The following is a 25,392-nucleotide window of genomic DNA, read 5'->3' as shown; positions in this document are numbered from 1 at the left end:
CCGGCCGGACCGGACCTCACGCCGTGCTGCCGTCGCGCAGCCGGCGCAGCACCTCGGGCAGCCCGTCGTGCGGGCGCTCGACGAGGAACAGCTTGTCCCGGCTGGCCGCGCCGGACCGCAGCGACACGGTCGCCGGCCGGATGCCGAGCGCGTCGGCGAGCGCGCGCCGGGCCGCCTCGGTGGCGCGGCCGTCCACCGCGGGCGCGTGCACCGCGACGACGAGCGCCGGACCGTACGGCCCGTCGAACCGCCCGCCTACCCGGGCGCGGGCCGCCCCGGGCTTCACCCGCACCGCGACGGTGAGTGTGTCCGCGATCGTCATGGTCAGCGCGGCCGTGCCTCGGTGAGCAGGGTGGTGGCGGCGGCGCAGTGCGCGCACGGGGTGAAGCCCAGCGCGACCGCCTCGGCGACCGGCAGCGGTTCGTCCTCCCGGCCCACCAGGTGCGGGCAGCCGGGCAGGTGGAAGCGGGGATGGCCGTCGACCACCAGGACCTCGTCGGGCAGCCGGACCAGCCGGGCGACCTCACCCGTGGAGAGGAACTCGGCCGGCGGGTCGCCGTCGAACGCCTCGCCCGGTGCGGGGGAGGTGGGCCGTGCGGTCTCCGGCACGCGCGGGCCGGGCGGCGAGTAGGGCGCCGCGTCCGCGACCACCGGATCCGGCGCCGCGTACGGCCCGGCGGCGGGCTCGCCGTCGAACGCCGTCGCGTACGGCCCGGCAGCGGGCTCGGTGCCGGACGCCGTCGTGTACGGCTCGGCGGCGGGCTCGGTGCCGGACGCCGGCGTGTGCGGCCCGGCGTCGAACGGCTCGGCCGGCGGCGAGTACGCGGCCGGCGGCGGGGCGTCGTCCGGCTCGGTCACCGGCGACCCGGGCGGTTGCCGCCACCCGGATCCGCCGGCGCCGAACGTGGACGTGTGGTGCGGGACCGGGCTCACCGGCTCGTCCGGGGACGGGACGGTGTGCGCGGTCCGCAGTCGCGGCCCGGTCTCCCGGCCGGCCGTGGCCCGCGCCGCGGCGGCCTGGCGGGCGAACGCGACGAAGGCGACGGCGGACAGCAGGCTGGCCGCGATCGAGACGATGAGCAGGAGGCTGGATCCGCCGGCGAGGCCGGCGATCAGCAGCACGACCGCGACGAGGATGAGCAGGATGCTGGCGGCTACCACGGCTCACCCCCGGCCGCGTCGTGTCGGTCTGGGCGGTCGGTGGCCGTCACGGGGACGGCCACCGACGCGGGATCAGCGGCCGGACTCGAGCGAGCCCGCGCGGCCACCGCCGTAGGAGCCGGCGAGACCGGCCGCGGCGAGACCGTTGCTGCCGGCGGCACGGGTGCCCTCGGCGCGGTTCATCTCCACCTCGAGGCCCTGGCCGCGACCGTCGAGGTCACGCAGCTGGCTCTCCAGGTACGCCTTGAGGCGGGTGCGGTACTCGCGCTCGAACTGCTTGAGCTCCTCGATGTGCTTCTGCAGCGCGGTGCGCTTGGCGTCCAGGCCGCCCATGGCCTCCTGGTGCCGCTGGCGGGCGTCCCGCTCCAGGGCGTCGGCCTTGGCGCGCGCCTCCCGGGTGACCTCCTCGGCCTTCGAGCGGGCCTCGGAGAGCAGCTGGTCGGCCTCGCGACGGGCGTCGGAGACGTGGTCGTCGGCGGTGCGCTGGGCCATCATGAGCACCCGCAGCGCCTGCTGCTCGCCGTCACCGGTCACGCCGGCCGGGCCGCCCTGCGTGCGGACCTGCTCCAGCTCGGCCTGCATCGCGCGGGCCGCCTGCTCAGCGGCGGCCTTGTCGCGCTGCACCCGGTCGAGCTGGGCCTTGACGTCGTTGAGCTCCGCCGCGAGGCGGGCGTCACCGCCGGGGCCGGCGGGAGCGCCACCCCGACCGCCGCGCTCCACCTGGGCGCGCAGCTCGTTGTTCTCCTCGATCAGACGGGCCAGCTCGCGCTCGACCTCGTCCAGGAAGGCGTCGACCTCCTCCTCGTCATACCCCCGCTTGCCGATCGGCGGCTTTTTGAAGGCGACGTTGTGAACGTCGGCCGGGGTCAGCGGCATCGAAACTCCTCGGGTCAGTTGCGGCCGCGAAAGCGCTCTGGTCAGGCAAACGCGAAGATCAGGCGCCTAAACACGAACTCCATCAGCACGAACAGGATAACCAGGAGCACAAGGGAGGCCAGGTCGATGCTCACGGTACCAATTCGCAGTGGCGGGATCACACGCCTCAACGCTCGCAGGGGCGGATCAGTGACGCTCCACACGACTTCCAGTCCCGCCGACGCTCCCCGCCCCGGTTGCCAGCGGCGACCATAGGCCAGCACCGCCCCGAGAACAAATCGCGCCAAAAGGACAATTAGGAAGATGTACAGCAGCAGGTAGAGCACCTGGAACAGGATCGACAACACGGCAGGCGACGTCCCTCGGTCGTGCGGCTCAGCTCAGGCTGAAGAAGCCGCCCTCAGCGATCTTGGCCTTGTCCTCCGCGGTGACCTGGACGTTGGCCGGTGAGAGCAGGAACACCCGGTTGGTCACGCGCTCGATCGTACCGCGCAGACCGAACGCGAGCCCGGCGGCGAAGTCGACGAGCCGGCGGGCGTCCGCCTCGTCCATCTCGGTGAGATTGATGATCACCGGTACGCCGTCGCGGAAGTGCTCGCCGATCGTCCGCGCCTCGCGGTACGTGGTCGGGTGCAGCGTGGTGATCTGGTAGCGCTGCTCGTCCTCCGGCGCCACGCGCTCCCGCTCCCGCGGCTGGGCCTGCGGCGCGAGCGCGAGGTTGTCCCGGGTGTGGTAGGTCAGCGCGCCCGAGGTGTCACCGGCGGAGGACCGGGTGATCGACCGGACGCTGGACCGCTCGGCCCGCTCCGGGCGCTCGGCCTCGGCCCGGTCGGCGTCGACCGCGCGGCTGGAGGCGCGCTCGGACAGCCGGCCCCGGTCGCCGAGCCGGCTCCGCGTCGTCGGCGGCTCCTCGGCCTCGTCGTCGTCCTCGTCGGCGAACTCCTCGGCGTACCGGCTCGACCGGTAGCGCGACGATTCCCGGTAGCCACCCTTGTCGTAGCCACCGTCCTCGTACGCCCGCTCGTCGTCCTCCTCGACGAGACCGAGCCAGACCCCCGCCTTGCGCAGTGCACCCATCCCCGCGCCCTTCCGTCCGCCGTGCGGCACGCGCCCCCGTGCCGTGTCGCTTGATCACGAGTGGACGATCATGCCCACCGGACCGGATCGGCAATCCCCTGACGCGCGGTTCGCGGTCCGCCCGTCACGGCCCCCGGCTACGGGAACGCCGTCCTGAACAACACTGATGTAATTTGCTTCCGTCGTGGTGAGGCTACCGCAGCGCAGGGCGCATTCCGAGCAACGCGCTGCCGACACGGACATGTGTCGCGCCGTGCCCGATCGCGCTCTCCAGGTCTCCGCTCATGCCCGCCGACAGCACCGTCGCGTCCGGATGATCGGCCCGCAGTGCCGCTGCCACCTCGGCCAGCCGGGCGAACGCCCGGTCCGGCTCCCAGCCCAGCGGCGCCACCGCCATCAGGCCCGCCAGCCGCAGACCGTCGGCGCCGGCCACCGCCGCGGCCACCGGGTCGAGCCCTCGCTGCGGATCGGCTGCGCCCGGCAGCGCCCCGCCCCGGGCCGGGTCGCCGTCGATGCTCACCTGCACCAGCACGTCCAGCGGCCGGTCCCGGACCGCGCCGGCGGCGGCGTCCAGCGCGGCGGCCAGCCGGACGCTGTCCACCGACTGGACCACGTCGGCGTACCGGACCACCGAGCGGGCCTTGTTGCGCTGCAACTGGCCGATGAAGTGCCAGCGCGGCGCGGCCCCGGCGGCGGCGACCGCCTCCGCCTTCGGCGCCGCCTCCTGGTCGCGGTTCTCCCCGACGTCGCTCACGCCGAGCCCGGCCAGCGCGACCACGTCCGCCGCCGGGTACGTCTTGGTCACCGCGACCAGTGTGACCTCGTCGCGCTGCCGCCCGGCCGCCGCGCAGGCGTCGGCGATGCGGGCCCGGACCCGGGCCAGGCCGACCGCGAGTTCGGCACGCCGCTCGGGCCGCACCGCCGTCTGTGACTCCGTCATCGGCGCGGCTCAGGACCCGTTCTTCAGGAAGTCGGGCACGTCGACGTCGTCGAAGAGCACCCGGCGCGACGGCTGCTGCGGAGCCGGCATGGTGGCCGGCGGGCTCACCGGCGCGTTCGGCTGGGCCGGCGGGTTCTGGTTGCTCTTGCGCGGCGCTTCCACCGCCTTGTACGCCGGCGTGCCCCCGTCGAAGCCCGCCGCGATCACGGTGACCCGCACCTCGTCGCCGAGCGCGTCGTCGATGACCGCACCGAAGATGATGTTCGCGTCCGGGTGGGCCGCGTCGGTGACGAGCTGCGCCGCGTCGTTGATCTCGAACAGGCCGAGGTCCGATCCGCCGGCGATGGACAGCAGCACGCCGCGCGCGCCGTCCATGCTCTGCTCCAGCAGCGGGCTGGAGATGGCCGCCTCGGCCGCCTCGACGGCGCGGTTCTCGCCCCGGGCGCTGCCGATGCCCATGAGGGCACTGCCGGCGCCGCTCATCACGCTCTTCACGTCGGCGAAGTCCAGGTTGATCAGACCCGGCGTGGTGATCAGGTCGGTGATGCCCTGGACACCGGAGAGGAGCACCTGGTCCGCGGTGCGGAACGCGTCCATCATGGAGATGTTGCGGTCGCCGAGCGCGAGCAGCCGGTCGTTCGGGATCACGATGAGCGTGTCGCACTGGTTGCGCAGCTCCTCGATGCCCGCCTCGGCCTGGACCTGCCGGCGCTTGCCCTCGAACGAGAACGGCCGGGTGACCACGCCGATGGTGAGCGCGCCGAGCTTGCGGGCGATGTTCGCCACGACCGGCGCGCCGCCGGTGCCGGTGCCGCCACCCTCGCCGCAGGTCACGAACACCATGTCGGCGCCCTTGAGGACCTCTTCGATCTCGTCGCGGTGGTCCTCGGCGGCGTTCTTGCCGACGTCCGGGTTGGCGCCCGCGCCCAGTCCCCGGGTCAGCTCCCGGCCCACGTCGAGCTTGACGTCGGCGTCGCTCATCAGCAGCGCCTGCGCGTCGGTGTTGATCGCGATGAACTCGACGCCCTTGAGCCCAACCTCGATCATCCGGTTGACGGCGTTGACGCCGCCGCCCCCGATGCCGACGACCTTGATGACCGCCAGGTAGTTGTGCGGAGGTGTCATCTCCGGTCCTTTCCCTTCGAGATTGGCATGGGCCGACCCCACACGGCTTGGCCGGATCAGCGGCCTCCGACGGCTGAACCCTCACCCTCTACTAGAGGCTTAGAGTTATGTCAACCACTGATCTCTTCGGGGCAACGTATGCGCCGCCGCGCCAGGAGCCAAGGACCTGTTCCGGCGTGTCGCCGACCGAGCGACAGGGGACACATCACCCGCTCGCTGAGCCACGGGTCACTCGAACGTGACCACGTCCGGCGCGCTGACGTCGATCCGGTCCGCCTTGCGGCTCAGCAACGCGGTGGCCACTGTCGACTTGTCGGTGCCGCGGGAGGCGTCGCCCCAGAAGACCTCACGCTCCCCGCGCAGCACCAGCGTGATCCGGGCCAGCCCGGCCACGTCCACCGCGACCAGCTCCGCGCGCAGCTTCTCCCCCAGCGCGGCGAGCACCGCCAGCCCGGCCCGCGTACCCGGGTCGTCGGGGCCCGGCCGGGCCACCCTGACCAGCGGCAACCCGTCCGGCACCCGGTCCAGGCGCTGGAACACCACGCCCGAGCCGTCGACGACCACGAAGCCCTCGCCCTGCGGCACCGCCGCCACCGGGGTGCGCTCCTGCACCCGGATCACGAGCGTGTCCGGCCACTCGCGCTCCACCGTGGCGCGGGCCACCGGCGGCAGCGTGCCGACCTTGCGCGCGGTCGCGTCCAGGTCCACCCGGGCCAGCGGCGCGTTGTCCGGCACCGCGGCGGCGTCGCGGATCTGCACCGGGGTGACCAGCCGCGCGCCGACCACCCGTACCTCGCGCACGCCGAACAGGCCGGTGCCCAGCACCGTCCACGCGACCAGGCCCACGACGGCGAGCACCGCGGCGGCGACCGCCCAGGGCAGCGCCGCCCGCATCCGCCGCTGCCGGGCCCGGGCCATGAACCGGCGGGTCGACGGCGGCACGGCGTCCGCGTTCGCCCGCACGAGCTGCCAGCGCCGGGCCGGGCTGCGCCGCCCCGCCCCGCCGTCCGGTCCGGGGGTACGGCCGCGGGCCGGACCGGGACTCATCCGGCGGGGGTCGCCGCGCCGTCCGGGTCGACGCCGGCGCCGAGCCCCGTGCCCCCGGCGGAGCGGGCGAGCAGGGCGTCGAGCAACTGGTCACCCATCAGCGAGATCGGCGGCGCGCCCATCGTCACCACCACGTCGCCGGTCCGCGCCCGCCGGGCCACCTCGCCCGGCACGTCGTCCCACGCCTCGACGAACACCTTGCGCTCGGCCGGCAGCGGCACCTCCTGGATCAGCGCGGCCGAACCCTCGCCGGGACGGCGCGTCTCGCCGGGGCCGAAGACCTCCAGCAGCACCACCTCGTCGGCGATGCCGAGCGCGGCGGCGATCTCCGCCTGGTTGTCGCGGGTGCGGTAGAGCCGGTACGGCTGGAACACCACGATCAGCCGGCCGTCGCCGGCCACCTCGCGCAGCGTCTGCAACGCCAGCGTCATCGAGGTCGGGTGGTAGGCGTACTCGTCGTAGACCAGCACACCGTCCGCCGCGCCCTTGCGCTCGAAGCGGCGCCGCACGCCGGGGAACGCGCCGAGCGCGGCCTCCGCCGCGGCCACCGGCAGGTCCAGCAGGTACGCGGCGAGCACCGCGGCGGCGCTGTTGAGCGCCATGTGCCGGCCCGGTACGGGCAGCCGAATCTCACCCAGCGGCCGGCCCTCGACCTCGGCCTGGTAGCGCACCCCGTGCGCGGACGAGACGACCTCGCTCATCCGCAGGTCCGCGTCGGCGGACTCGCCGTACGTCCAGACCCGGCGGCCCTCGGCGCGCAGCGTCTCGGCCAGCCGGCACCCGCCCGCGTCGTCGGCGCAGGTGATCACGAAGCCGGCCGGGTCGGTGAGCCGGGCGAACTCGGCGAACGCCGCCTCCAGCGTGGCCAGGTCGCCGTAGGTGTTGAGGTGGTCCGCCTCGATGTTCGTGATGATCGACACGAACGGGCGGTAGATGAGGAAGGAGCGGTCGCTCTCGTCCGCCTCGACCACGAAGTGCTCGCCGGTGCCGTGGTGCGCGCCGGAACCCACCTCGGAGATCTCGCCGCCGATCACGAACGACGGGTCGGTGCCGGCCTGCTGGAGCACCATGGTGACCATCGACGTGGTGGACGTCTTGCCGTGGGTGCCGGCCACCGCCACCGTGCGGCGCCCGGTCATCGCGGCGGCGAGCGCCTCGGAGCGGTGCAGCACCCGCAGGCCCCGGCGACGCGCCTCGACCATCTCCAGGTGGTCCTGCGGGATGGCGGAGGAGTAGACCACCGTGTCCACCCCGTCGAGGTTCGACGCCTCGTGGCTGGAGTGAATGGTGCCGCCGAGCGCCCGCAGGCCGGCCAGCGACGGCCACTCCCGCAGCTCGCTGCCGGAGACCGGCAGACCCCGGGTGAGGAAGAGCCGGGCCAGCCCGGCCATCCCGACCCCGCCCACCCCGATCAGGTGGATCCGGCCCAGGTCCTCCGCCGTCATGGTGCCGGCGGGCGTGAACTGCGCGGTGTTCATCAGACGTACCTTCCCGTCGCGGTTCCGCACATCAGCGGGCCACCGCCTCGTAGACGAAGTTCAGCAACGCCACGTCGCCGTCGCGGCGGCCGTACCCGGCGGCGGCGGCGCCCATCGCGTACAGCCGCTGCGGGTCGCGGATCAGCGGGATCACCGTCCGCTCCAGCCACGCCGGGGTCATCTCGGCGTCGTCGACCAGCAGACCGCCGCCCGCCTCCACCACCGGCAGCGCGTTGCGCTTCTGCTCCTGGTTGCTGTGCGGGTAGGGCACGTAGATGGTGGGCAGGCCGATCGCGGCCACCTCGGCGCAGGTCATCGCGCCGCCCCGGGCCAGCATCAGATCGGCCGCGGCGTAACCCAGCTCCATCTCGGACAGGTACGGCAGCGTGACGTACGGCACCGGCAGGTCGGTCGGCACGGAGACCGGCTCGTTGCGGGCGCCGATGACGTGCAGCACCTGCACACCGTTGCGGGCCAGCTCCTTCGCCGCGCCGGACACGGCCAGGTTGATCGAGCGGGCGCCCTGCGAGCCGCCGGCGACGAACAGCACCGGCAGGTCGGGACGGAGTCCGAAGTGGGCGCGGGCGGCGTCGCGCAGCGCGGCCCGGTCCAACCCGGCGATGCCCCGGCGCAGCGGCACGCCGACCACGCGGGCGTCGCGCAGCGCCTCGGCCTGGGCCGGCTGGTGCGGGAAGCCCACCGCGACGTTCTTGGTGAACTTCATCCCGAGCCGGTTCGCCACGCCCGGCGGCACGTTCACCTCGTGGATGACGATGGGCAGCTCCCGCCGCCACGCGGCCAGGTAACCGGGCACCGAGACGTACCCGCCGAAGCCGACCACGGCGTCGGCCTGGACCTCGTCGATCACCTTGCCCGCGGCGCGCGCCGCCTTCCACATCCGGTCCGGGGTACGCACCAGGCTCATGTTGACCGACCGGGGAAGCTGGTAGGCCGGGATCTGCCGCAGGTCGTAGCCGGCCGGCGGGATCAGCTCGTTCTCCAGCCCCTTGGGTGTGCCCAGACAGGTGATCCGGACGCTCGGGTCGTGTCGGCGCAGGCAGTCGGCGAAGGCGAGCAGCGGGTAGATGTGCCCGCCCGTACCCCCTCCGCAGAGCACCACCGAACGCAGCGGACCCATCAGCGTCTCCTCTCGCTCGCCGCGCCGGTGCGCGCCCGGTCGGACCGGGCGCCGCGGGGCGCGGCCTGATCGTCCTGCCGCCGCTGCCGGGACCGGGGCACGGACCCTCGGTCGGCCGGGGGCGGCGCCGGTCTGCGGCGCCGGCCGGGAAGCGGCGGCAACGGGGCCCACACTAGTCGGACCCATCGGGCGGGCGGACGGGCATGCAGCGCTCGCGCCGCGTCCGGCTCGGCGCGGGCGAACGAGGCGAGCATGCCGATCGCGGCGAGCGTCACCACCAGGGCGCTGCCGCCGTCGGAGATGAACGGCAGCGGTACGCCGGTCAGCGGCAGCAGCCCGGTGACGCCACCGATGTTGATGACGGCCTGGCCGACCAGCCAGGCGGTCACGCCGGCGGCGGCGAGCCGGCGGAACGGGTCCTCGACCCGGCGGGCGATCCGCATCCCGGTGTACGCGAGCACGGCGAACAGCGTCAGGACCACTGTGCAGCCGACCACGCCCAGTTCCTCGGCGACGATGGCGAAGATGAAGTCGTTGTGCGCCTCGGGCAGGTAGTTCCACTTCAGCGAGCTCTGGCCCAGGCCGACGCCGAACCAGCCGCCGTTGCCGATCGCGTAGCGGGCCTGCACGAGCTGGTAGCAGTAGTCCAGCTTCTGCTCGAAGCAGGTCTTCGGATCCGGCGGGTCGAGCCACATGGTGAGACGGCCGAGCCGGTAGTTGTCCGCGTCCCGGGAGCCGGAGCCGGCGCCGAGCGAGGCGGCGGCCACCAGCAGGCCGATGCCGGCCAGGCCGATCGCGGAGAGCGCGGCGAAGACCCGGCCCCGCACGCCGGCCGCCCAGAGCAGCCCGACCACGAGCGCCAGCAGGCAGAGCATGCTGCCCAGGTCGTTGAAGCCGACCAGCACGAACAGCAGGCCCACCACCGGGAACAGCGGTGTCGCCAGTTCCTTCCACCAGCCCAGCGCGGCGCCCTTGCGGGCCAGCACGTGCGCCGCCCACAGCACCAGCGCGAACTTCGCCACCTCGACCGGTTGCAGCGAGATCGGTCCCAGGGAGAGCGAGAGGAGTTCGGCCCGCAGCGGCCCGATCGACGTCACCCCGAACAGCGAGTTCAGCGCGACGAACAGGTTGAGCGTGAGCAGCAGCGCCACCGCCACGCCGAGCGCCGGGCGGCTCACCGCCCGGAACGTGCGCGCGGGCAGCCGCTGGCAGGCCCAGAACGCGCCGATGCCGATCACCGCGAACACGGCCTGTTTGGTCAGCGACGCGGACGCGTCACCGCCCTCGGCGAAGTCCTTCACGCTCGTGGCGGAGAAGACCATGGTGAGGCCGATCAGCAGCAGCAGGCCGGCGCTGGACAGCAGCAGGTAGTAGGAGGCCAGCGGCCGGGCCAGCAGGCCGCGCAGCGCGGCCAGGCCACCGGCCGGATCCCAGCGCGCCGCGGGCGGGTCGGCCGGTGGCGTCGCCGCCGGGGCACGGCGGGCCGGCGGGTCGCTGGTCACCTGGATGTCTCGTCCCTCCCCCACAGGCCCATCATGGCCGCTCGACCCGCCCGCCCGTGGCGCAACCGCCCGGTCGGCGTGTCGGATCTGAAGGAAGGGCCCCTTATTAACAGACGTCTGTTAATAAGGGGCCCTTCCTTACACCCGAGGCGTCAGCTGACCGCGGCGAGGAACTCGCTGTAGAACAGGCCCAGCGCGATGGCCACGCCGATACCGGCGATGATCCAGAACCGGACCACGATGTTGACCTCGCTCCAGCCCGCCAGCTCGAAGTGGTGCTGCAACGGCGACATCCGGAACACGCGCTTGCCGGTGGTACGGAAGGAGATGATCTGGATGACCACGGACATCGTGATGATCACGAAGAGGCCGCCCAGGATCGGCAGCAGCAGGATGGTGCGGGTGGACATCGCCATGCCGGCGATCAGGCCGCCCAGCCCGAGCGCGCCGGTGTCGCCCATGAAGATCCGCGCCGGTGACGTGTTCCACCACAGGAAGCCCACGCAGGCGCCGGCCGCCGCGCCGGCGATCAACGCGATCTCCAGCGGGTCGCGCACGGTGTAGCAGTACGACTCGGTGTAGTTCGGGTCGGCGCACCAGTGCCGGTACTGCCAGAACGCGATCAGCGCGTACGCCGCCAGCACCATCACCGAGGCGCCGGTGGCCAGGCCGTCCAGGCCGTCGGTGAGGTTGACGCCGTTGGTGGCCGCCATGACCACCATGATGATGACGATCACCGCGCCGATCTTGCCGATCTCCAGCGCCGGGATGTCCCGGATGAAGCTCAGCGTGGTGCTGCCCACGGTCTCGGTGTTCGTCGCGTTGCCGCCGGCGTCGGTCATGCTGGACGGGAAGTAGACCGCCACCGCGCCGAAGACCGCGCCGACCAGGATCTGCCCGGCCAGCTTGCCCCGCTTGTTGAGACCGCCGCTGTGGCGCTTGCGCACCTTCAGGAAGTCGTCGATGAAGCCGACCGCGCCGGAGAACACCATCAGCCCCAGCAGCACCAGCGCCGTGATGGTCGGCTCGACCTGGGCGATCTGCGCGTCCGGCAGCGTGGTCAGAGCCAGGTGCCCGGCCACGTACGCGATGACTGTGGCCAGGATGAAGACCACGCCGCCCATGGTCGGCGTGCCCTTCTTGCCCTCGTTGCTGGCGAGCCCGAGGTTCGATCGGATCGGCTGGCCGGCCTTGAGCCGGGCGAACACCTTGATCGCGATCGGGGTGCCGAACAGCGAGATCAGGAACGCGACCCCGATGGCGACGATGACCGCCCTCATGCGGCGCCGCCCTCCGTCGCACCCTCCCGGGCGTCCGCGCGCAGCGCGTCGGCCACCTCCCAGGTCCGGTACCGGGAGCCCTTCACCAGCACCACGTCTCCCGGACGCAGCTCGCTCCGCAGCACCTCGACGGCCGCCGCCTGATCGGTGAGCAGCACCGACTCTCCTCCCCAATTACCTACCGCTGTCGCGCCCTCGTGGATCGGCGCCGCCGGCTCGCCCACCACGAGCAGCCGGTCCACTCCCAGTTCGGCCGCGAGCCGGCCGACCTGCTGATGCCCCTGAAGTTCGAAGTCACCCAGCTCGGCCATGTAGCCGAGCACCGCGACGGTACGCCCCTCGCCACGCATGCTGGCCAACGCCCGCAGCGCCACGCCGGTGGAGGCGGGGTTGGCGTTGTACGAGTCGTCGATCACGGTCACCCCGTCGGGACGCTCGAAGACGTCCATCCGCCGGGTCGAGACGAGGCCCAGCTCGTTCAGCGCCGCCGCCAGGTCCGGCAGCGGCAGGCCCAGCTCCCGGCCGACCGCCGCGGCGGCGAGCGAGTTGGACACCTGGTGCCGGCCGGTCAGCCCGAGCCGCACGGGCGCGCTGCCCTCCGGGGTGACGAGGGTGTACGAGGGCCGTCCCCGGCCGTCGAGTGTCACGTCCACGGCGCGTACGTCGGCGTGCTCCGACTCGCCGTAGCGGACCACCCGGGCCCGGGTACGCGACGCCATCGCGTCGACCCGCGGGTCGTCGGCGTTGAGCACCGCCAGCCCATCGTCGGGCAGCGCCTCGACCAGTTCGCCCTTGGCCAGCGCGATGGTCTCCACCGAGCCGAACTCGCCCAGGTGCGCCACGCCCACGTTCAGCACCACAGAGATCCGCGGCGGCACCACGTCGCACAGGTAGCGGACGTGCCCGACCCCGCGGGCGCCCTTCTCCATCACCAGGTAGCGGGTCTCCGGCGTGGCCTGCAACGCCGTGTACGGGTGCCCCAGCTCGTTGTTGAACGAGCCGGGCGGCGCCACCGTCGGGCCGAGCCGCACCGCGAGCTGGGCGATCAGGTCCTTGGTGGTGGTCTTGCCGGACGAGCCGGTCAGCCCGATCACGGTCAGCCCGGGCAGCCGGTCCACCACCGCGCGGGCGAGCCGGCCCATCGCGTCGAGCGCGTCACCGACGAGCACCATCGGCACGCCCGGCACCTCCCGGGTGCCGAGCACCGCGACAGCGCCGGCCGAGATCGCACCGGCCGCGTAGTCGTGGCCGTCCACCCGTTCGCCGGGGAAGGCGACGAACAGCCCGCCCCGGTTGACCTTGCGGGAGTCGAACTCCACGGTGCCGGTGACCCGGGCGTCCGGGTCGGCGCCGACGAGCCGGCCGTCGACAGCGGCGGCCACCTCGGCCAGCGTCAGCGGGATCACCGCTGACCCACCAGGTCACCGAAGCGGGCGCGCAGCGCCGCCGCCAGCTCCACCCGGTCGTCGAACGGCAGCACCTCGCCGCCGATCTCCTGGCCGCGTTCCTGGCCCTTGCCCAGCACCGCCACCACGTCACCCGGTTCGGCCATCCGGACCGCCTCCTCGATCGCCGCCCGCCGCCCGGGCACCTCGATGACGCGGGCCGGGGTCGCGGCGGCGTACGCGCCGGCGAGCACCTCGGCCCGGATCGCGGCCGGGTCCTCCGTCCGCGGGTTGTCGTCGGTCACGAGCACCACGTCGGCGCCGCGCGCGGCCACGCCGCCCATCACCGGCCGCTTGCCCCGGTCCCGGTCGCCGCCGGCGCCCAGCACGCAGATCAGCCGGCCTTCGGTCAGGTCGCGCAGCGCGATGAGCACCGCCTCGATCGCGTTGGCCTTGTGCGCGTAGTCGACCACGCCGCGCACCGGGGCGTCGCCGCTGACCAGTTCCAGCCGGCCGGGCACGCCACCGCAGGCGGCTACGCCGCGCGCCGCGGTCTCCGGGTCCACCCCGACGGCGACCAGCAGGGCGACCGCCAGCAGCGCGTTCGCCACGTTGTGCCGGCCGGGCAGCGCCACGCCGGTGGGCAGCGCCAGACCGTCCGGCCCGTGCAGCGTGAAGCGCTGCGCGTAGCCCTCGCCGTCGATCCCGTCGGCCCACCAGGTCGCGTCCGGGTCGCCGGCCGCCGAGTAGGTGACGGTGCCCGGCTTGTGCAGCGGACGCAGCGCCGGGTCGTCGTGGTTGAGCACCTCGACCCGGCAGCGGCCGTCGAACAGCTTGGCCTTGGCCGCGAAGTAGTCCGCCTCGTCGGCGTGGAAGTCCAGGTGGTCGGAGCCGAAGTTGGTGTAGCCGCCGACGTCGAACCGGACGCCGCCGACCCGGCCCATGGCGAGGGCGTGGCTGGACACCTCCATGACCACGGTGTCCACCCCGTGCTCGCGGGCCACCGCGAGCATGGCGTGCAGGTCGGTGGCCTCCGGGGTGGTCCGGACGCTGTCGATCACCAGGTCGCCGAGGCGGGTCTCCACGGTGCCGATCAGCCCGGTGACGTGCCCGGCGGCCCGCAGCCCCGACTCGACCAGGTAACTGGTGGAGGTCTTGCCGGCGGTGCCGGTCACCCCGATCACGGTCAGGCCGGCGGTCGGGTCGCCGTAGACGGTCGCGGCCACCTCGCCGAGCGCGTCGCGCGGGTCGGCGACGACGAGCACGGGCAGGCCGGTCCCGGCGGCCAGCGCCACACCGGCCGGGTCGGTCAGCAGGGCCACCGCGCCCGCCTCCGCCGCCGCTGCGGCGAACTCCGCGCCGTGGCGCCGGGCACCGGGCAGGGCGGCGTACAGGTCGCCGGGGCGCACCTCCTGGCTGGCGTGGGTCACGCCGGTGACGGCCAGGTCGGCGGCCTCCTCCGGCGGGGTCGCCGCCACGCGGTCGGCGAGGTCGCCGAGCCGTACGGGACGCACGGTTGTGGGACGTGGATTGCCGGGCACGGCGTCAGACCCTACCCGGTCGTCCGGTTCCGACCGCACAGCCGCCCCGGTGGTTCGTCGCCACTCACCGATGATGTCCCGCCGTCCCCGCTCAGCGCGGAAAGACCTCGAACTTCGGGGACTTGTTGGTGAGCGACGGCGGCACCCGGTAGTGGCGGAGAGTGAAGCCCATCATCTCCCGGAAAGCCGGCGCGGCGACCGCGCCGCCCCCGCCGCCGGGGCTCCACACGAACACCGCGACCACGTACCGGGGGTTCTCCGCCGGGGCCATGCCGATGAACGAGCCGACCTCGCCGGGCTGCTGCTTGCCGCCGTCGTAGCGCAGACCGGTGCCGGTCTTGCCGGCCACCCGGTATCCGGGTACGGCGGCGGCCAGACCGGTCGCCCGGCCGTCCGGGCCGTCGACCGTGGTGACCGCCTCCATCATCCGGCGCAGCGCCGCCGCGTTGGCCGGGCTGAGCACCGAGCGGGTGGTGGGCGCCGCGGCGGGGCTGCGCTCGCCGTCCGCGCCGATGGTCTCCTTGACCAGGTGCGGCTGCACGTACGTGCCGTTGTTGGCGATGGTGGCGTACGCGGCGGCCATCTGCAGCGGCGTGGCGTCCACGCTGTGCCCGATCGGCACCGACCCGTACGCCGAGCCGCTCCACTGGTCCGGCGGCAGCAGCCGGCCGGCCGCCTCGCCGGGCATGCCCTCACCGGTGGCCTGGCCCAGCCCGAACCGCTTCTGGTAGTCGAACAGCCGGTCCTTGCCCAGCTTCTCGGCGATCTCGATGGTGCCGACGTTCGACGAGAAGGCGAGCATGCCGGGGATGCTCATGGTGCGGCCACCGACCGGGTGGGTGTCGCGGAAGGTGACGCCGCCCCGGACGATCGTGTCGGCGACCGGGAACGCGGTGTCCGGCGTGATCACGCCCTCCTGGAGAGCCGCGCCGTACGTGATCGCCTTGTGGATCGAGCCGGGGTCGACCACGAACGTGGTGGCCGCGTCGTCCCGGTCGGCCGGGGAACCGACCTTGGTGGGGTTGGCCGCGTCGTACGTCGGCTGGCTGGCCTGCGCCAGCACCTCACCGCTCGGCACCTCGATGATCACCGCGGCGCCGACGCTGCCCTTCACCTTGGCCGTCTGCTTCGCCAGGATCCGCTGCGTCATGAACTGGAGGTCCCGGTCGACGGTGAGCTTCAGCGAGCTGCCCGGCTGCGGCTGGGTGGTGCGGCTGTAGCCGCCGGGGATGGGCGCGGCCAGGTCTCCGAGGCCCACCTCGTAGGTCCGCTTGCCGGCCTGTCCGCGCAGCACGTCGTCGTACTTGGCCTCCAGCCCCTCCAGGCCGTTCATGTCCTGGCTGACGAAGCCGATCAGGTTCGCCGCCAGGTCGCCGCCGGGCACCTCGCGCCGCTCGTCGCGGTGCACGTTGATGCCGGCCAGGTCGAGTTCCATGATCCGCTTGGCGGTGCCGATCTCCACACCGCGGGCCAGGTAGACGAACTGCAACGGGGTGTCGGTCCCGGGCAGGGTGCGCTTGCGCATCTTCTCGGCCAGGTCGGACACGGGCACGCCGAGCAGCGGGGAGAGCAGGCGCGCGGTGGCGAACCGGTCCTTGACCCGGGTGGGGTCGGCGAACACGTACCGGGCCTCGACGCTGTGCGCCAGCGGCTCGCCGCCGCGGTCGAGGATCGCCCCGCGCGGGGCCGGCAGCTCGACCACGGCGAGCCGGTTGGGCAGGCCGCCGTCGGCGTACGCCGGGGTGTCCACGGTCTGGAGGTAGACCAGCCGCACGCCGATGCTGGCGAACAACGCCAGCGCCAGCACCGTGCCGAGCCGCAGCCGCCGGCGCGGGTCGCCGAGTCGCGGCGGCCGGCGCGGCTTACGTACCGGGCGGCGGGGCTGGGCGGCGGGGCGGCGCGGCTGGGACCGGCGGCGCGGCGGCGGCGCGTCCTCGTCGTCGTCGAACGGTTCCCGCACCGGCCGGGACGAGACGGTCCGCACCACGCCGGCCCGGCCGCCCGCGGCGGTGGACCGGCGGCCGGACCGGGCGCCGTCGGTCGCGGGCTCGCGCGTGCCGGTCCGCCCGGCCCGGCCGCCGTCGAGCACCTGCAACGCGGGCCGGAACGGGTCGCCGGACCGGTTGCTGCGAGGGGTACGCCGTTGCTCGGCGCCGCCGCCCTCGCGCACGGTCCGCCCGCGCGGGGTGTACGCGCGGGCGTCGGAGATCCCGCCGAGGCCCGCCTCGCGCGGCTCCGACCCCCGCGACGATCCGCGCCGGGAGCCCGTGGCGTCCCGGCGCGGATCATCCGATCTCGGCGGCATGACTCAGCCTCCGTTGCCCTGCTGGCTGGTGACCGACGGGGCGCCCTGCGCGGGGTGCGGCACCCCGATGGTCTGCCCGTCCGGCAGCCGGATGTAGGCCGGGTCCTCGGACTCGACCAGGCCGAGCCGCCGGGCGTTGGCGGTCAGGTTGCCGGGCGCCTTCTGCTCGGCGATCTCCTTCTTCAGCTCCTGCTCGTCCACGTCCAGCTTGGCCTGCTGCTGGTGGAGCTTCTCCAGCTTGAACGCGTTCTCGTTGATCTTGGTGTTGACCGCCAGGATGCCCAGGACCCCACCGACCACCAGCACCAGGATCAGCGCGACGAACGGAGCCCGGGGCACCCGGATCGGCGCCGGCGGGGCGACCCGCAGGCGCGGCGCCGGCGCACCGGTGACCCGGGTGCGCTCGGCCGGCCGCAGGGCGGCGCTGCCCTGCGTCGGGAACTCGCGCGTCCCCCGGGCGCGAGTCGCCTCCCGACGGTCGGTCGCTGTCGTGTCCCGCGTGGTGCGCTGCGCCGCGGTCCGGCCCCCCGACCGCGGTGCGCGCTGCCCGACGGCTCCCCGGCCGTCGCGCTTCTCGACGTTCATGTCCCCTCCCCCTCCTCGTCCGTCCCGTTCGCGTCCCCCGGGGCCGACGCGGGATCCTTGCCGGACCCCGGTGACCCCGTCCCCGGTTGGTGCATCGCCTTCACCCGGCGGCGGTACCGTTCGCGGTCGGTACGCCCCCGCCGGGCCGCCTCCGGGTCGAGCCGTTCCGCGGCCCGCAGCCGCACCGAGGCGGCACGCGGGTTCGCGGCCACCTCCGCCTCCCCGGGCAGCTCGGCGCCCCGGCTCAACAGCCGGAACGTCGGGCCCGACCCGGGCAGTTCGACCGGGAGGTCGACCGGGCCCTTACTTCGGACCCGGTCGGCGAGCGCCTGCTTGGTGAGCCGGTCCTCCAGCGAGTGGTAGGACAGGACCACCATGCGGCCGCCCACTGTGAGCTTGTCCAGAGCAGCCGGCAGCGCCGTCTCCAGCGCTGCCAGTTCTCTGTTTACCTCGATCCGCAAAGCCTGAAACGTTCTCTTTGCCGGGTGTCCACCGGTTCGTCGGGCCGGTGCCGGAATGGCGTCCCGGACCAGCTCGGCCAGCCGGGCCGAGGACGTGATCCGGTTGCGCTCCCGTTCCCGGATGATCGCCGAGGCGATCTTCCCGGCGAACTTCTCCTCGCCGTACACCCGCAGCAGGCGGGCCAGGTCCGGGTGGGAGTACGTGTTGACCACCTCTTCGGCGGTCACCCCCCGGGTCTGGTCCATCCGCATGTCCAGCGGCGCGTCCTGCGCGTACGCGAACCCGCGGTCGGGCGCGTCGAGTTGCAGGGACGAGACGCCGAGGTCGAACAGCACCCCGTCGATCGCCGGGTAACCGAGCCGGTCGAGCACCTCGGGCAGCTCGTCGTAGACGGCGTGCTCCAGGTGAATCCGGTCGGCGAACCGGGCCAGGCGGACCCGCGCGTGGGCGAGCGCCTCGGTGTCCCGGTCCAGGCCGATCAGCACCGTGTCCGGATGCGCCGAGAGCACTGCCTCGGCGTGCCCGGCCAGGCCGAGCGTGGCGTCGACGTGGACGGTGCGACCGGGCCGGCCCAGTGCGGGGGCCAGCAGCTCGAGACACCGCTCGAGCAGCACCGGCACGTGCGTGCCGCGTAGCTCCCCCATCTCGACCCCCACCCCGTTCGCCAACCGTTCCGTCACGTGTCCGTCGTCGCCACGACGCCTCGCCATACCGCCAGATCCCCATCCGCTCCCGCCCGCCGGAGGCCGCGGCCCTCCGTGTCGGATCGTGCGCCTGGCACCGGGGAAGGGGTGCCAGGAACTCGAAAGCGGCTGGAGATCTCGCAGTACGTCGGGCGCCGTCACGCCCTACAGACCGCCGGGCAGCACCCCCTCCTCGATGTCGGCGAAGTCGTCTTCGCTCTCCGCGAGGTAGGCCTCCCAGGCCGCCTTGTCCCAGATCTCCACCCGGGTGCTCGCTCCGATCACGACCAGATCCCGGTCCAGTGCCGCGTACGACCGCAGGTGGCCGGGTATGGTGACCCGCCCCTGCTTGTCCGGCACCTCGTCGTGCGCGCTGGCGAAGAAGACCCGGCTGTAGGCCCGGGCCGCCTTGCTCGTCATCGGCTGCGCGCGCAACTGGTCCGCGATCCGCTGGAACTCGGGCATCGGGAAGACGTAGAGGCAGCGCTCCTGCCCTTTGGTGATCACGACACCCCCCGCCAGTTCGTCCCGGAACTTCGCCGGCAGGATCAACCGGCCTTTGTCGTCCAGGCGCGGAGTGTGGGTGCCGAGGAACATCGGCCCAACCCCCTCGCCCTGAGCGGCGTTCGCGGCGCCGCTGACCCCCCGGGCCGGTGTGGCCCTCCCGGCCTCACCATCGCGCCCCACTCTACTCCACTTCCCTCCACCTGCAACCAGAATCGCCCGCGCGGCGTGGCGTTTCCGCGCGCAAAACCGCACGTCAACGCGGGTGGGGCGGAGTGGAGGGGGTGGGGCGCGCCCCACACCGTCCGCTACCCGACATCGACCGCCGCCGTCCGGCCCCGCGCGCTCCGGCCGTCCGCCGGGTCCTCCCCGGCCGAACGGTTCGCCGTCGGCGGCGATCTGGCGGAGGTGGTGGTCCGGTAACCTCGCTCGGGTGACGGACGCGAAGATGCCCTTGCGGGCAAAGGTGGCCAGCTCCGTGTCGCGCACCGCCGCGGCGCTGTCGCGGGCCGCGGGTCGTGGCGACGGCTCGGTGATCGGCGGCTGGATCGGCCTCAAGATCGACCCGGACCTGCTCGCCCATCTCTCGGCCGGGCGCGCCATCGCCCTGGTGTCCGGCACCAACGGCAAGACCACCACCACCCGGCTCACCACCGCCGCGGTCGGCGTGCTGGGCCGGGTCGCCACCAACTCCTTCGGCGCGAACATGCCCACCGGCCACACCTCGGCGCTCGCCAAGGCCGGCAGCACGCCGTACGCGGTGCTGGAGGTGGACGAGCACTACCTCGCCCAGGTGCTGGAGGCGACCGAGCCGCACGTGGTGGCGCTGCTCAACCTCTCCCGCGACCAGCTCGACCGCGCCAAGGAGGTCGCCATGATGGCGCAGCTCTGGCGCGCCGCCCTGGTCCGGCACCCGCGGATCCGGGTGGTCGCCAACGCCGACGACCCGATGGTGGTGTGGGCCGCCTGCCCGCCGGCCGACCCGGCGCAGGGTCACGTGCCGCCGCACGTCACCTGGTTCAGCGCCGGGCAGCGCTGGCACGACGACTCCTGGGTCTGCCCCGAGTGCGGCTCCACCATCCAGCGCTCCGGCGAGCAGTGGTGGTGCACCGGCTGCCCGCTGCGCCGCCCCGAGCCGAACTGGACGGTCGAGGACGACGGCGTGCTCGACCCCACCGGCGCCTGGCACAAGATCCGGCTCCAGCTCCCCGGCAAGGTCAACCTCGGCAACGCGGCCACCGCCCTGGCCGTCGCCGCCGAGTTCGGCGTACGCCCGGTGGACGCGGTGTCCCGGCTCGGCACCGTCACCTCGGTGGCCGGCCGCTACGCCCAGGTTGACCGCGACGGGCGCAACATCCGGCTGCTGCTGGCGAAGAACCCGGCGAGCTGGCTGGAGGCGTTCGACATGGCCGACGTCGCGCCGACACTGCTGTCCATCAACGCCCGCGACCCCGACGGGCTGGACACCTCCTGGCTGTTCGACGTGGACTTCTCCCCGCTGACCGGCCGGCAGGTGCTGATCACCGGCGACCGGGCGTACGACCTGGCGGTGCGGTTGGAGGTCAACGGCGTGCCGTTCCGGCACGTCCGCAGCTTCGACGAGGCCGTCCGCGCCGTGCCGCCGGGCCGGCTGGAGGTCATCGCCAACTACACCGCCTTCCAGGACATCCGAGCGGAGCTGGACCGTGTCAACTGAGAGCCTGCGCATCGTCTGGATCTATCCCGACCTGCTGTCCACTTACGGCGACCGGGGCAACGCGCTGATCCTGGCCCGCCGGGCCCAGCTGCGCGGCATGCCGGTCGAGGTGCTGGAGGTCCGCTCCGACCAGCGGCTGCCCGCCACCGCCGACATCTACCTGATCGGCGGCGGCGAGGACGGCCCGCAGGCGCTCGGCGCCCAGCGCCTGATCGCCGACGGCGGCCTGCACCGGGCGGTGGCCCAGGGTTCGGTGGTGTTCGGCGTCTGCGCCGGCTACCAGCTTCTCGGCACCTCCTTCTTCGCCAAGGGCACCCGCTGCGCCGGCCTGGAGCTGCTCGACCTCTCCTCCGACCGCGGCCCCACCCGGGCGGTGGGCGAGCTGGCCGGTGAGGTCGACCCGCGGCTGGGCATCCCGCACCTGTCCGGGTTCGAGAACCACGGCGGCCGCACCCACCTCGGCCCGGGCGTGTCCCCGCTGGCCCGGGTCACCACCGGCGTCGGCAACGACGGGGCCACCGAGGGCGCGTGGCGGGGCAAGCTGCTCGGCACCTACTCGCACGGGCCGGCGCTGGCCCGCAACCCGGACCTGGCCGACCTGCTGCTGCGCTGGGCGACCGGCATCCACCAGCTCCCCCCGCTCGACGACACCTGGGCCGACCGCCTCCGCTCCGAGCGCCGCGCCGCGGTGGCCGCCGCACCGAGGCCGTGACCGACGCCGCCCGGCCGGGGCGGCGACCGGTGGCCCGCCGGCTCGCCGGGTTGCTGCGGCAGCCCTCGGCGCGCCGGTTCGGGCTGCTCCTGCTGCTGCTCGCCGGGTTCGGCGTGACGCTGCTGCTGGTGCCCCGGCCGGACCCGGCCGACCTGCCCCGGCTCGCCGACTCGCTCGGCGGCTACGGTCCGCCCGCGGCGGTGGTCGGCGGCGCGCTGCTGCTGGTGGCGCTGGTGCCGCGGACGTTCGTCACGCTGGCCGCGGGCGCGATCTTCGGCCCGGTGCAGGGCGCCGCGTACGCGCTCGGCGCGGCACTGCTCGCGGCGGCCATCGGCTTCACGGTCGGCCGGGTGCTCGGCCGCGACTTCGTCGCCGAGCGGGTACGCGGACGGCTGGCCCGCCTCGACGGCTGGTTCGCCCGGCAGAGCGTCTTCGGCGTGGTGACCGTACGGCTGCTGCCGATCGCCGGGTTCGGTCTGGTCAGCTACGGCTACGGCACCACCGCCGCCCGGGTGCTGCCGTTCCTGGCCGGCAGCGTGATCGCCTCCGCCCCGACCGCCATCGGCTACGCGGCGCTCGGCGCGGCCGTGACCACGCCCGGTTCGATCAACTGGTACGCGGCCGCGCCGGCCAGCCTCGGCCTGATCGCCAGCGTGCTGATCATCCACCGCTGGTGGCGGGCGGAACGGCGGCGCCGGTCCGAGCCGGCATGACCGGCGGTGGGCGCGTCCCCGATGTGGACACGCCCACCGGCCGGGTCAGGCGACGACCGAGACCATCCGGCCCTTCACCACGATCACCTTGCGCGGCTCCTTGCCGGCCAGCGTGCCCGCGACCGCCTCCAGCGCCGTCGCGCGGACGGTCTCCTCGGTCGCGTCGGCCGGCACCTCGATCCGGCCGCGGACCTTGCCGTTGACCTGCACCGGGTACGTGACCGACTCGGCCACCAGCAGGGCCGGGTCGGCGACCGGGAAGTCGGCGTACGCCAGCGAGGTGCCGTGGCCCAGCTTGCGCCACAGCTCCTCGGCCATGTGCGGGGCGAACGGGGCGACCATCAGCACCAGCGGCTCGGCCACCTCGCGCGGGGTACGCGCCAGCCGGGTCAGGCCGTTGGTCAGCTCGATCAGCTTGGCGATGGCGGTGTTGAACCGGATCCCGTCCATGTCGGCGCGGACCCCGTCGATCGCCTTGTGCAGCAGCCGCCGGGTCACCTCGTCGGCCGGCTCGTCGGTGACCCGCAGCTCACCGGTCTGCTCGTCGACGACGCTGCGCCAGACCCGCTGCAGGAACCGGTACGAGCCGACGACCGCCCGGGTCTCCCACGGGCGGGACACCTCCAGCGGGCCCATCGACATCTCGTACACCCGGAACGTGTCCGCGCCGTACGCCGCGCACATGTCGTCCGGGGTGACCACGTTCTTCAGCGACTTGCCCATCTTGCCGTACTCGCGCCGGACCTCGGTCTCGCCGTGGAACCAGCGGCCGTCGACCTCGACGACCTCCTCGGCGGGCACGTACGCGCCGCGCGCGTCGACGAACGCGTACGCCTGGATCATGCCCTGGTTGAACAGGCGGCGGAACGGCTCGAACGACGAGACGTGGCCCAGGTCGTACAGCACCTTGTGCCAGAAGCGCGCGTACAGCAGGTGCAGCACGGCGTGCTCGGCGCCGCCGACGTACAGGTCGGTGCCCCCGCAGTCGCCGTCGCGGCGCGGACCCATCCAGTACGCCTCGTTCTCCGGGTCGGCGAAGCGCTGCGAGTCGGTCGGGTCCAGGTAGCGCAGCTCGTACCAGCAGGAGCCGGCCCACTGCGGCATCACGTTGGTCTCGCGGGTGTAGCGCTTGGGCCCGTCGCCCAGGTCCAGCTCGACCTCGACCCAGTCGCGCCGCCGTGACAGCGGCGTCTCCGGGTTGCTGTCGGCGTCCTCCGGGTCGAACGTCTTCGGCGAGAAGTCCTCCACCTCGGGCAGCTCGACCGGCAGCATCGACTCGGGCAGCGCGATCGGCGCGCCGGTGGAGTCATAGACGATCGGGAACGGCTCGCCCCAGTAACGCTGCCGGGAGAACAGCCAGTCGCGCAGCCGCCAGGTGACCGCGCCGGTGCCGTGCCCGTTGGCCTCCAGCCACTCGATGATCCGCGCCTTGGCGTCGGTCACGCCCAGGCCGTCCAGGTCGATGCCGCGCTCCGGCGCGGCGCTGTTGATCGCCGGGCCGTCACCGGTGTACGCCTTGCCGTCGAAGCCCTCCGGCGGCTGCACGGTCCGCACGATCGGCAGCTCGAAGACCTCGGCGAAGTCCCAGTCCCGCTCGTCCTGCGCGGGCACCGCCATGATCGCGCCGGTGCCGTACCCGGCCAGCACGTAGTCGGCGATGAAGATCGGGATCTGCCCGCCGGTCACCGGGTTGGTGGCGTAGGCGCCGACGAAGACGCCGGTCTTCTCCTTGCTGTCCGCCTGCCGCTCCACGTCCGTCTTGGCCGCGGCGGCCTTCCGGTACGCCTCGACGGCCTCGCGCGGGCCGGCGTGCCCGCCGGTCCAGGCGTCCCGGGTGCCCTCCGGCCAGGTGGCCGGCGTCAGCACGTCGACCAGCTCGTGCTCGGGCGCCAGCACCATGTAGGTGGCGCCGAAGACGGTGTCCGGCCGGGTGGTGAACACCCGCACCGGGGCCGCCTCGGTCGGGAAGTCGATGTGCGCGCCGGTCGACCGGCCGATCCAGTTGCGCTGCTGCAGCTTGATCGGCTCCGGCCAGTCCAGCGTGTCCAGATCCTCCAGCAGCCGGTCCCCGTACGCGGTGATCCGCATCATCCACTGCTTCAGGTTGCGCTTGAAGACCGGGAAGTTGCCGCGCTCGGAACGGCCGTCGGCGGTGACCTCCTCGTTGGCCAGCACGGTGCCCAGCCCCGGGCACCAGTTCACCGGCGCCTCCGAGACGTACGCCAGGCGGTGGTCGTCGACGACGCGCCGCCGCTCCCCCACTGACAGCTCGGCCCACGGGCGTCCGTCCGGGGTGGCGCGGGTGCCGCCCTCGAACTCGGCGATCAGCTCGGCGATCGGCCGGGCCTTGCGCGCGTCCGCGTCGTACCAGGAGTTGAAGACCTGCAGGAAGATCCACTGCGTCCAGCGGTAGAAGTCGGTGTCGATGGTCGCCACCGAACGCCGCTCGTCGTGGCCCAGCCCCAGCCGGCGCAGCTGCTCCCGGTACCGCTCGATGTTGGCCTCGGTGGTGGTCCGGGGGTGGGTGCCGGTCTGCACCGCGTACTGCTCGGCGGGCAGGCCGAACGCGTCGAAGCCCATCGCGTGCAGCACGTTGCGCCCGGCCATCCGCTGGTAGCGGGCGTAGCAGTCGGTGCCGATGTAGCCCAGCGGGTGCCCGACGTGCAGGCCGGCGCCGGACGGGTACGGGAACATGTCCAGCACGTACAGCTTCTCGGCGCCCGCCCGCGGGTGGCCCGGGTCGGCCAGCGGACCGACCGGGTTCGGCGCGTGGAAGGTGCCCTCCCGCGCCCAGGTGTCCTGCCAGCGGTGCTCGATCTCGTCGGCCAGGGCGGCGGTGTACCGGAACGGGGGGATGTCGGTCGCCGGTGCGGCTGCCTCACTCATGGCGTCTCCTCGGCGCGGATCGATTCGAAAAAATTGTGGGCGGTCTGCTGCGGGCACAAAAAAGCCCCTCGCGCAGGAGGGGCGGCCGTGCTGTCGCGCGTTCAGCGCATCAACACGGCTCGGTAAGAAGCAGGAAGAACCCGGCCATGCAGGCAGTGTACCTCGCACCCCTCGGCGGCGGCGCGCCCGTTCCACCCGCGGCGGCCGGTCCCCCGGTCCGGCGAATATTCCGGGCGTAACCGACCGACCACCTGCGGGAGTCGGCAGTAACGACAAACATGGTTAGCCTGAGATAC

At 73.6% G+C, this 25,392-nt stretch carries 22 protein-coding genes; 3 read left to right on the top strand and 19 right to left on the bottom strand.

Annotated elements, in window-relative coordinates; all coding sequences use genetic code 11:
- Window positions 1–16 precede the first annotated feature (16 nt).
- The 18 genes from ML5_RS19125 to mraZ all read right to left on the bottom strand — a co-directional run bounded on the left by ML5_RS19125 (window position 17) and on the right by mraZ (window position 19,182).
- Window positions 17–322: a DUF167 domain-containing protein gene (locus ML5_RS19125; RefSeq protein WP_013287593.1), complete on the bottom strand. Its 306-nt coding sequence runs from the start codon at window positions 320–322 to the stop codon at window positions 17–19.
- Between the two features lie 2 nt (window positions 323–324).
- Entirely contained in the window at window positions 325–933 is a 609-nt protein-coding gene (locus ML5_RS33195; RefSeq protein WP_276315987.1) for a hypothetical protein, read from the bottom strand.
- Window positions 934–1,233: 300 nt separating this feature from the next.
- Window positions 1,234–2,037: a DivIVA domain-containing protein gene (locus ML5_RS19115; RefSeq protein ID WP_013287595.1), complete on the bottom strand. Its 804-nt coding sequence runs from the start codon at window positions 2,035–2,037 to the stop codon at window positions 1,234–1,236.
- Window positions 2,038–2,078: 41 nt separating this feature from the next.
- Window positions 2,079–2,384 (bottom strand): YggT family protein, encoded by a 306-nt coding sequence (locus tag ML5_RS19110; RefSeq protein WP_013287596.1) that lies wholly within the window; start codon window positions 2,382–2,384, stop codon window positions 2,079–2,081.
- 28 nt (window positions 2,385–2,412) lie between these two features.
- Window positions 2,413–3,114, bottom strand: coding sequence for a cell division protein SepF (locus tag ML5_RS19105; protein ID WP_013287597.1), 702 nt, complete (start codon window positions 3,112–3,114; stop codon window positions 2,413–2,415).
- A 193-nt stretch (window positions 3,115–3,307) separates the two neighbouring features.
- The gene (locus tag ML5_RS19100; protein WP_013475790.1) at window positions 3,308–4,054 is read right to left on the bottom strand and encodes a YggS family pyridoxal phosphate-dependent enzyme; all 747 of its coding nucleotides are present in this window, start codon (window positions 4,052–4,054) and stop codon (window positions 3,308–3,310) included.
- Between the two features lie 9 nt (window positions 4,055–4,063).
- A complete protein-coding gene (gene ftsZ, locus ML5_RS19095; protein WP_013287599.1) occupies window positions 4,064–5,179 on the bottom strand; it encodes a cell division protein FtsZ in 1,116 nt (371 codons plus the stop codon).
- 228 nt (window positions 5,180–5,407) lie between these two features.
- A complete protein-coding gene (locus ML5_RS19090; protein WP_013475789.1) occupies window positions 5,408–6,226 on the bottom strand; it encodes a cell division protein FtsQ/DivIB in 819 nt (272 codons plus the stop codon).
- Window positions 6,223–7,704, bottom strand: coding sequence for a UDP-N-acetylmuramate--L-alanine ligase (murC, locus tag ML5_RS19085; RefSeq protein ID WP_013475788.1), 1,482 nt, complete (start codon window positions 7,702–7,704; stop codon window positions 6,223–6,225). Before murC ends, ML5_RS19090 begins: the two co-directional genes overlap by 4 nt.
- Before the next feature lie 31 nt (window positions 7,705–7,735).
- Window positions 7,736–8,842: an undecaprenyldiphospho-muramoylpentapeptide beta-N-acetylglucosaminyltransferase gene (gene murG / locus ML5_RS19080; RefSeq protein WP_013475787.1), complete on the bottom strand. Its 1,107-nt coding sequence runs from the start codon at window positions 8,840–8,842 to the stop codon at window positions 7,736–7,738.
- On the bottom strand, window positions 8,842–10,344 hold the full coding sequence (locus ML5_RS19075) for an FtsW/RodA/SpoVE family cell cycle protein (RefSeq protein ID WP_013475786.1): 1,503 nt from the start codon (window positions 10,342–10,344) through the stop codon (window positions 8,842–8,844). The genes murG and ML5_RS19075 overlap by 1 nt, the downstream gene beginning before the upstream one ends.
- A 152-nt stretch (window positions 10,345–10,496) precedes the next feature.
- Entirely contained in the window at window positions 10,497–11,624 is a 1,128-nt protein-coding gene (gene mraY, locus ML5_RS19070) for a phospho-N-acetylmuramoyl-pentapeptide-transferase (RefSeq protein ID WP_013287604.1), read from the bottom strand.
- Window positions 11,621–13,030, bottom strand: a complete 1,410-nt coding sequence (gene murF / locus ML5_RS19065) for a UDP-N-acetylmuramoyl-tripeptide--D-alanyl-D-alanine ligase (RefSeq protein WP_013475785.1) — start codon at window positions 13,028–13,030, stop codon at window positions 11,621–11,623. The genes mraY and murF overlap by 4 nt, the downstream gene beginning before the upstream one ends.
- Window positions 13,027–14,589, bottom strand: coding sequence for a UDP-N-acetylmuramoyl-L-alanyl-D-glutamate--2,6-diaminopimelate ligase (locus ML5_RS19060; RefSeq protein ID WP_201766700.1), 1,563 nt, complete (start codon window positions 14,587–14,589; stop codon window positions 13,027–13,029). Before ML5_RS19060 ends, murF begins: the two co-directional genes overlap by 4 nt.
- A gap of 52 nt (window positions 14,590–14,641) precedes the next feature.
- Window positions 14,642–16,855 (bottom strand): penicillin-binding protein 2, encoded by a 2,214-nt coding sequence (locus tag ML5_RS19055; protein ID WP_013475783.1) that lies wholly within the window; start codon window positions 16,853–16,855, stop codon window positions 14,642–14,644.
- Between the two features lie 3 nt (window positions 16,856–16,858).
- On the bottom strand, window positions 16,859–17,440 hold the full coding sequence (locus ML5_RS19050) for a hypothetical protein (protein WP_013475782.1): 582 nt from the start codon (window positions 17,438–17,440) through the stop codon (window positions 16,859–16,861).
- Window positions 17,437–18,546 carry a 16S rRNA (cytosine(1402)-N(4))-methyltransferase RsmH gene (rsmH, locus tag ML5_RS19045; RefSeq protein ID WP_041784578.1) on the bottom strand — a complete coding sequence of 370 codons (1,110 nt, stop codon included), beginning with the start codon at window positions 18,544–18,546 and terminating at the stop codon, window positions 17,437–17,439. Before rsmH ends, ML5_RS19050 begins: the two co-directional genes overlap by 4 nt.
- A gap of 204 nt (window positions 18,547–18,750) precedes the next feature.
- The gene (mraZ, locus tag ML5_RS19040; RefSeq protein WP_013287610.1) at window positions 18,751–19,182 is read right to left on the bottom strand and encodes a division/cell wall cluster transcriptional repressor MraZ; all 432 of its coding nucleotides are present in this window, start codon (window positions 19,180–19,182) and stop codon (window positions 18,751–18,753) included.
- Between the two features lie 355 nt (window positions 19,183–19,537).
- Between mraZ and ML5_RS19035 the strand changes: the two genes are divergently transcribed.
- Genes ML5_RS19035 through ML5_RS19025 form a run of 3 tightly spaced genes read left to right on the top strand, consistent with a single transcriptional unit; the run spans window position 19,538 to window position 22,210 of the window.
- The gene (locus ML5_RS19035; protein ID WP_013475780.1) at window positions 19,538–20,785 is read left to right on the top strand and encodes a MurT ligase domain-containing protein; all 1,248 of its coding nucleotides are present in this window, start codon (window positions 19,538–19,540) and stop codon (window positions 20,783–20,785) included.
- The gene (locus ML5_RS19030; RefSeq protein WP_013475779.1) at window positions 20,775–21,497 is read left to right on the top strand and encodes a type 1 glutamine amidotransferase; all 723 of its coding nucleotides are present in this window, start codon (window positions 20,775–20,777) and stop codon (window positions 21,495–21,497) included. Before ML5_RS19035 ends, ML5_RS19030 begins: the two co-directional genes overlap by 11 nt.
- A gap of 29 nt (window positions 21,498–21,526) precedes the next feature.
- Entirely contained in the window at window positions 21,527–22,210 is a 684-nt protein-coding gene (locus ML5_RS19025; protein ID WP_369752291.1) for a TVP38/TMEM64 family protein, read from the top strand.
- A gap of 45 nt (window positions 22,211–22,255) precedes the next feature.
- On the opposite strand, the gene leuS is transcribed toward ML5_RS19025, so the two are convergent.
- Complete coding sequence (gene leuS, locus ML5_RS19020) at window positions 22,256–25,096, bottom strand: leucine--tRNA ligase (protein WP_013475777.1); 2,841 nt, start codon at window positions 25,094–25,096, stop codon at window positions 22,256–22,258.
- Window positions 25,097–25,392 lie beyond the last annotated feature (296 nt).

The sequence above is a fragment of the Micromonospora sp. L5 genome, assembly GCF_000177655.2.
Classification (GTDB): Bacteria; Actinomycetota; Actinomycetes; order Mycobacteriales; family Micromonosporaceae; genus Micromonospora; species Micromonospora aurantiaca.
Note: the sequence above shows the minus strand (reverse complement) of the source record. Positions and strands in the feature narration are given on the sequence as shown.

Coding starts and splice junctions, on each gene's coding strand:
- ML5_RS19125 (WP_013287593.1), bottom strand. CDS start 322: ATGACGATCGCGGACACACTCACCGTCGCGGTGCGGGTGAAGCCCGGG.
- ML5_RS19115 (WP_013287595.1), bottom strand. CDS start 2,037: ATGCCGCTGACCCCGGCCGACGTTCACAACGTCGCCTTCAAAAAGCCG.
- ML5_RS19105 (WP_013287597.1), bottom strand. CDS start 3,114: ATGGGTGCACTGCGCAAGGCGGGGGTCTGGCTCGGTCTCGTCGAGGAG.
- ML5_RS19100 (WP_013475790.1), bottom strand. CDS start 4,054: ATGACGGAGTCACAGACGGCGGTGCGGCCCGAGCGGCGTGCCGAACTC.
- ftsZ (WP_013287599.1), bottom strand. CDS start 5,179: ATGACACCTCCGCACAACTACCTGGCGGTCATCAAGGTCGTCGGCATC.
- ML5_RS19090 (WP_013475789.1), bottom strand. CDS start 6,226: ATGAGTCCCGGTCCGGCCCGCGGCCGTACCCCCGGACCGGACGGCGGG.
- murC (WP_013475788.1), bottom strand. CDS start 7,704: ATGAACACCGCGCAGTTCACGCCCGCCGGCACCATGACGGCGGAGGAC.
- murG (WP_013475787.1), bottom strand. CDS start 8,842: ATGGGTCCGCTGCGTTCGGTGGTGCTCTGCGGAGGGGGTACGGGCGGG.
- mraY (WP_013287604.1), bottom strand. CDS start 11,624: ATGAGGGCGGTCATCGTCGCCATCGGGGTCGCGTTCCTGATCTCGCTG.
- ML5_RS19055 (WP_013475783.1), bottom strand. CDS start 16,855: ATGCCGCCGAGATCGGATGATCCGCGCCGGGACGCCACGGGCTCCCGG.
- ML5_RS19050 (WP_013475782.1), bottom strand. CDS start 17,440: ATGAACGTCGAGAAGCGCGACGGCCGGGGAGCCGTCGGGCAGCGCGCA.
- rsmH (WP_041784578.1), bottom strand. CDS start 18,546: ATGGGGGAGCTACGCGGCACGCACGTGCCGGTGCTGCTCGAGCGGTGT.
- mraZ (WP_013287610.1), bottom strand. CDS start 19,182: ATGTTCCTCGGCACCCACACTCCGCGCCTGGACGACAAAGGCCGGTTG.
- ML5_RS19035 (WP_013475780.1), top strand. CDS start 19,538: ATGCCCTTGCGGGCAAAGGTGGCCAGCTCCGTGTCGCGCACCGCCGCG.
- leuS (WP_013475777.1), bottom strand. CDS start 25,096: ATGAGTGAGGCAGCCGCACCGGCGACCGACATCCCCCCGTTCCGGTAC.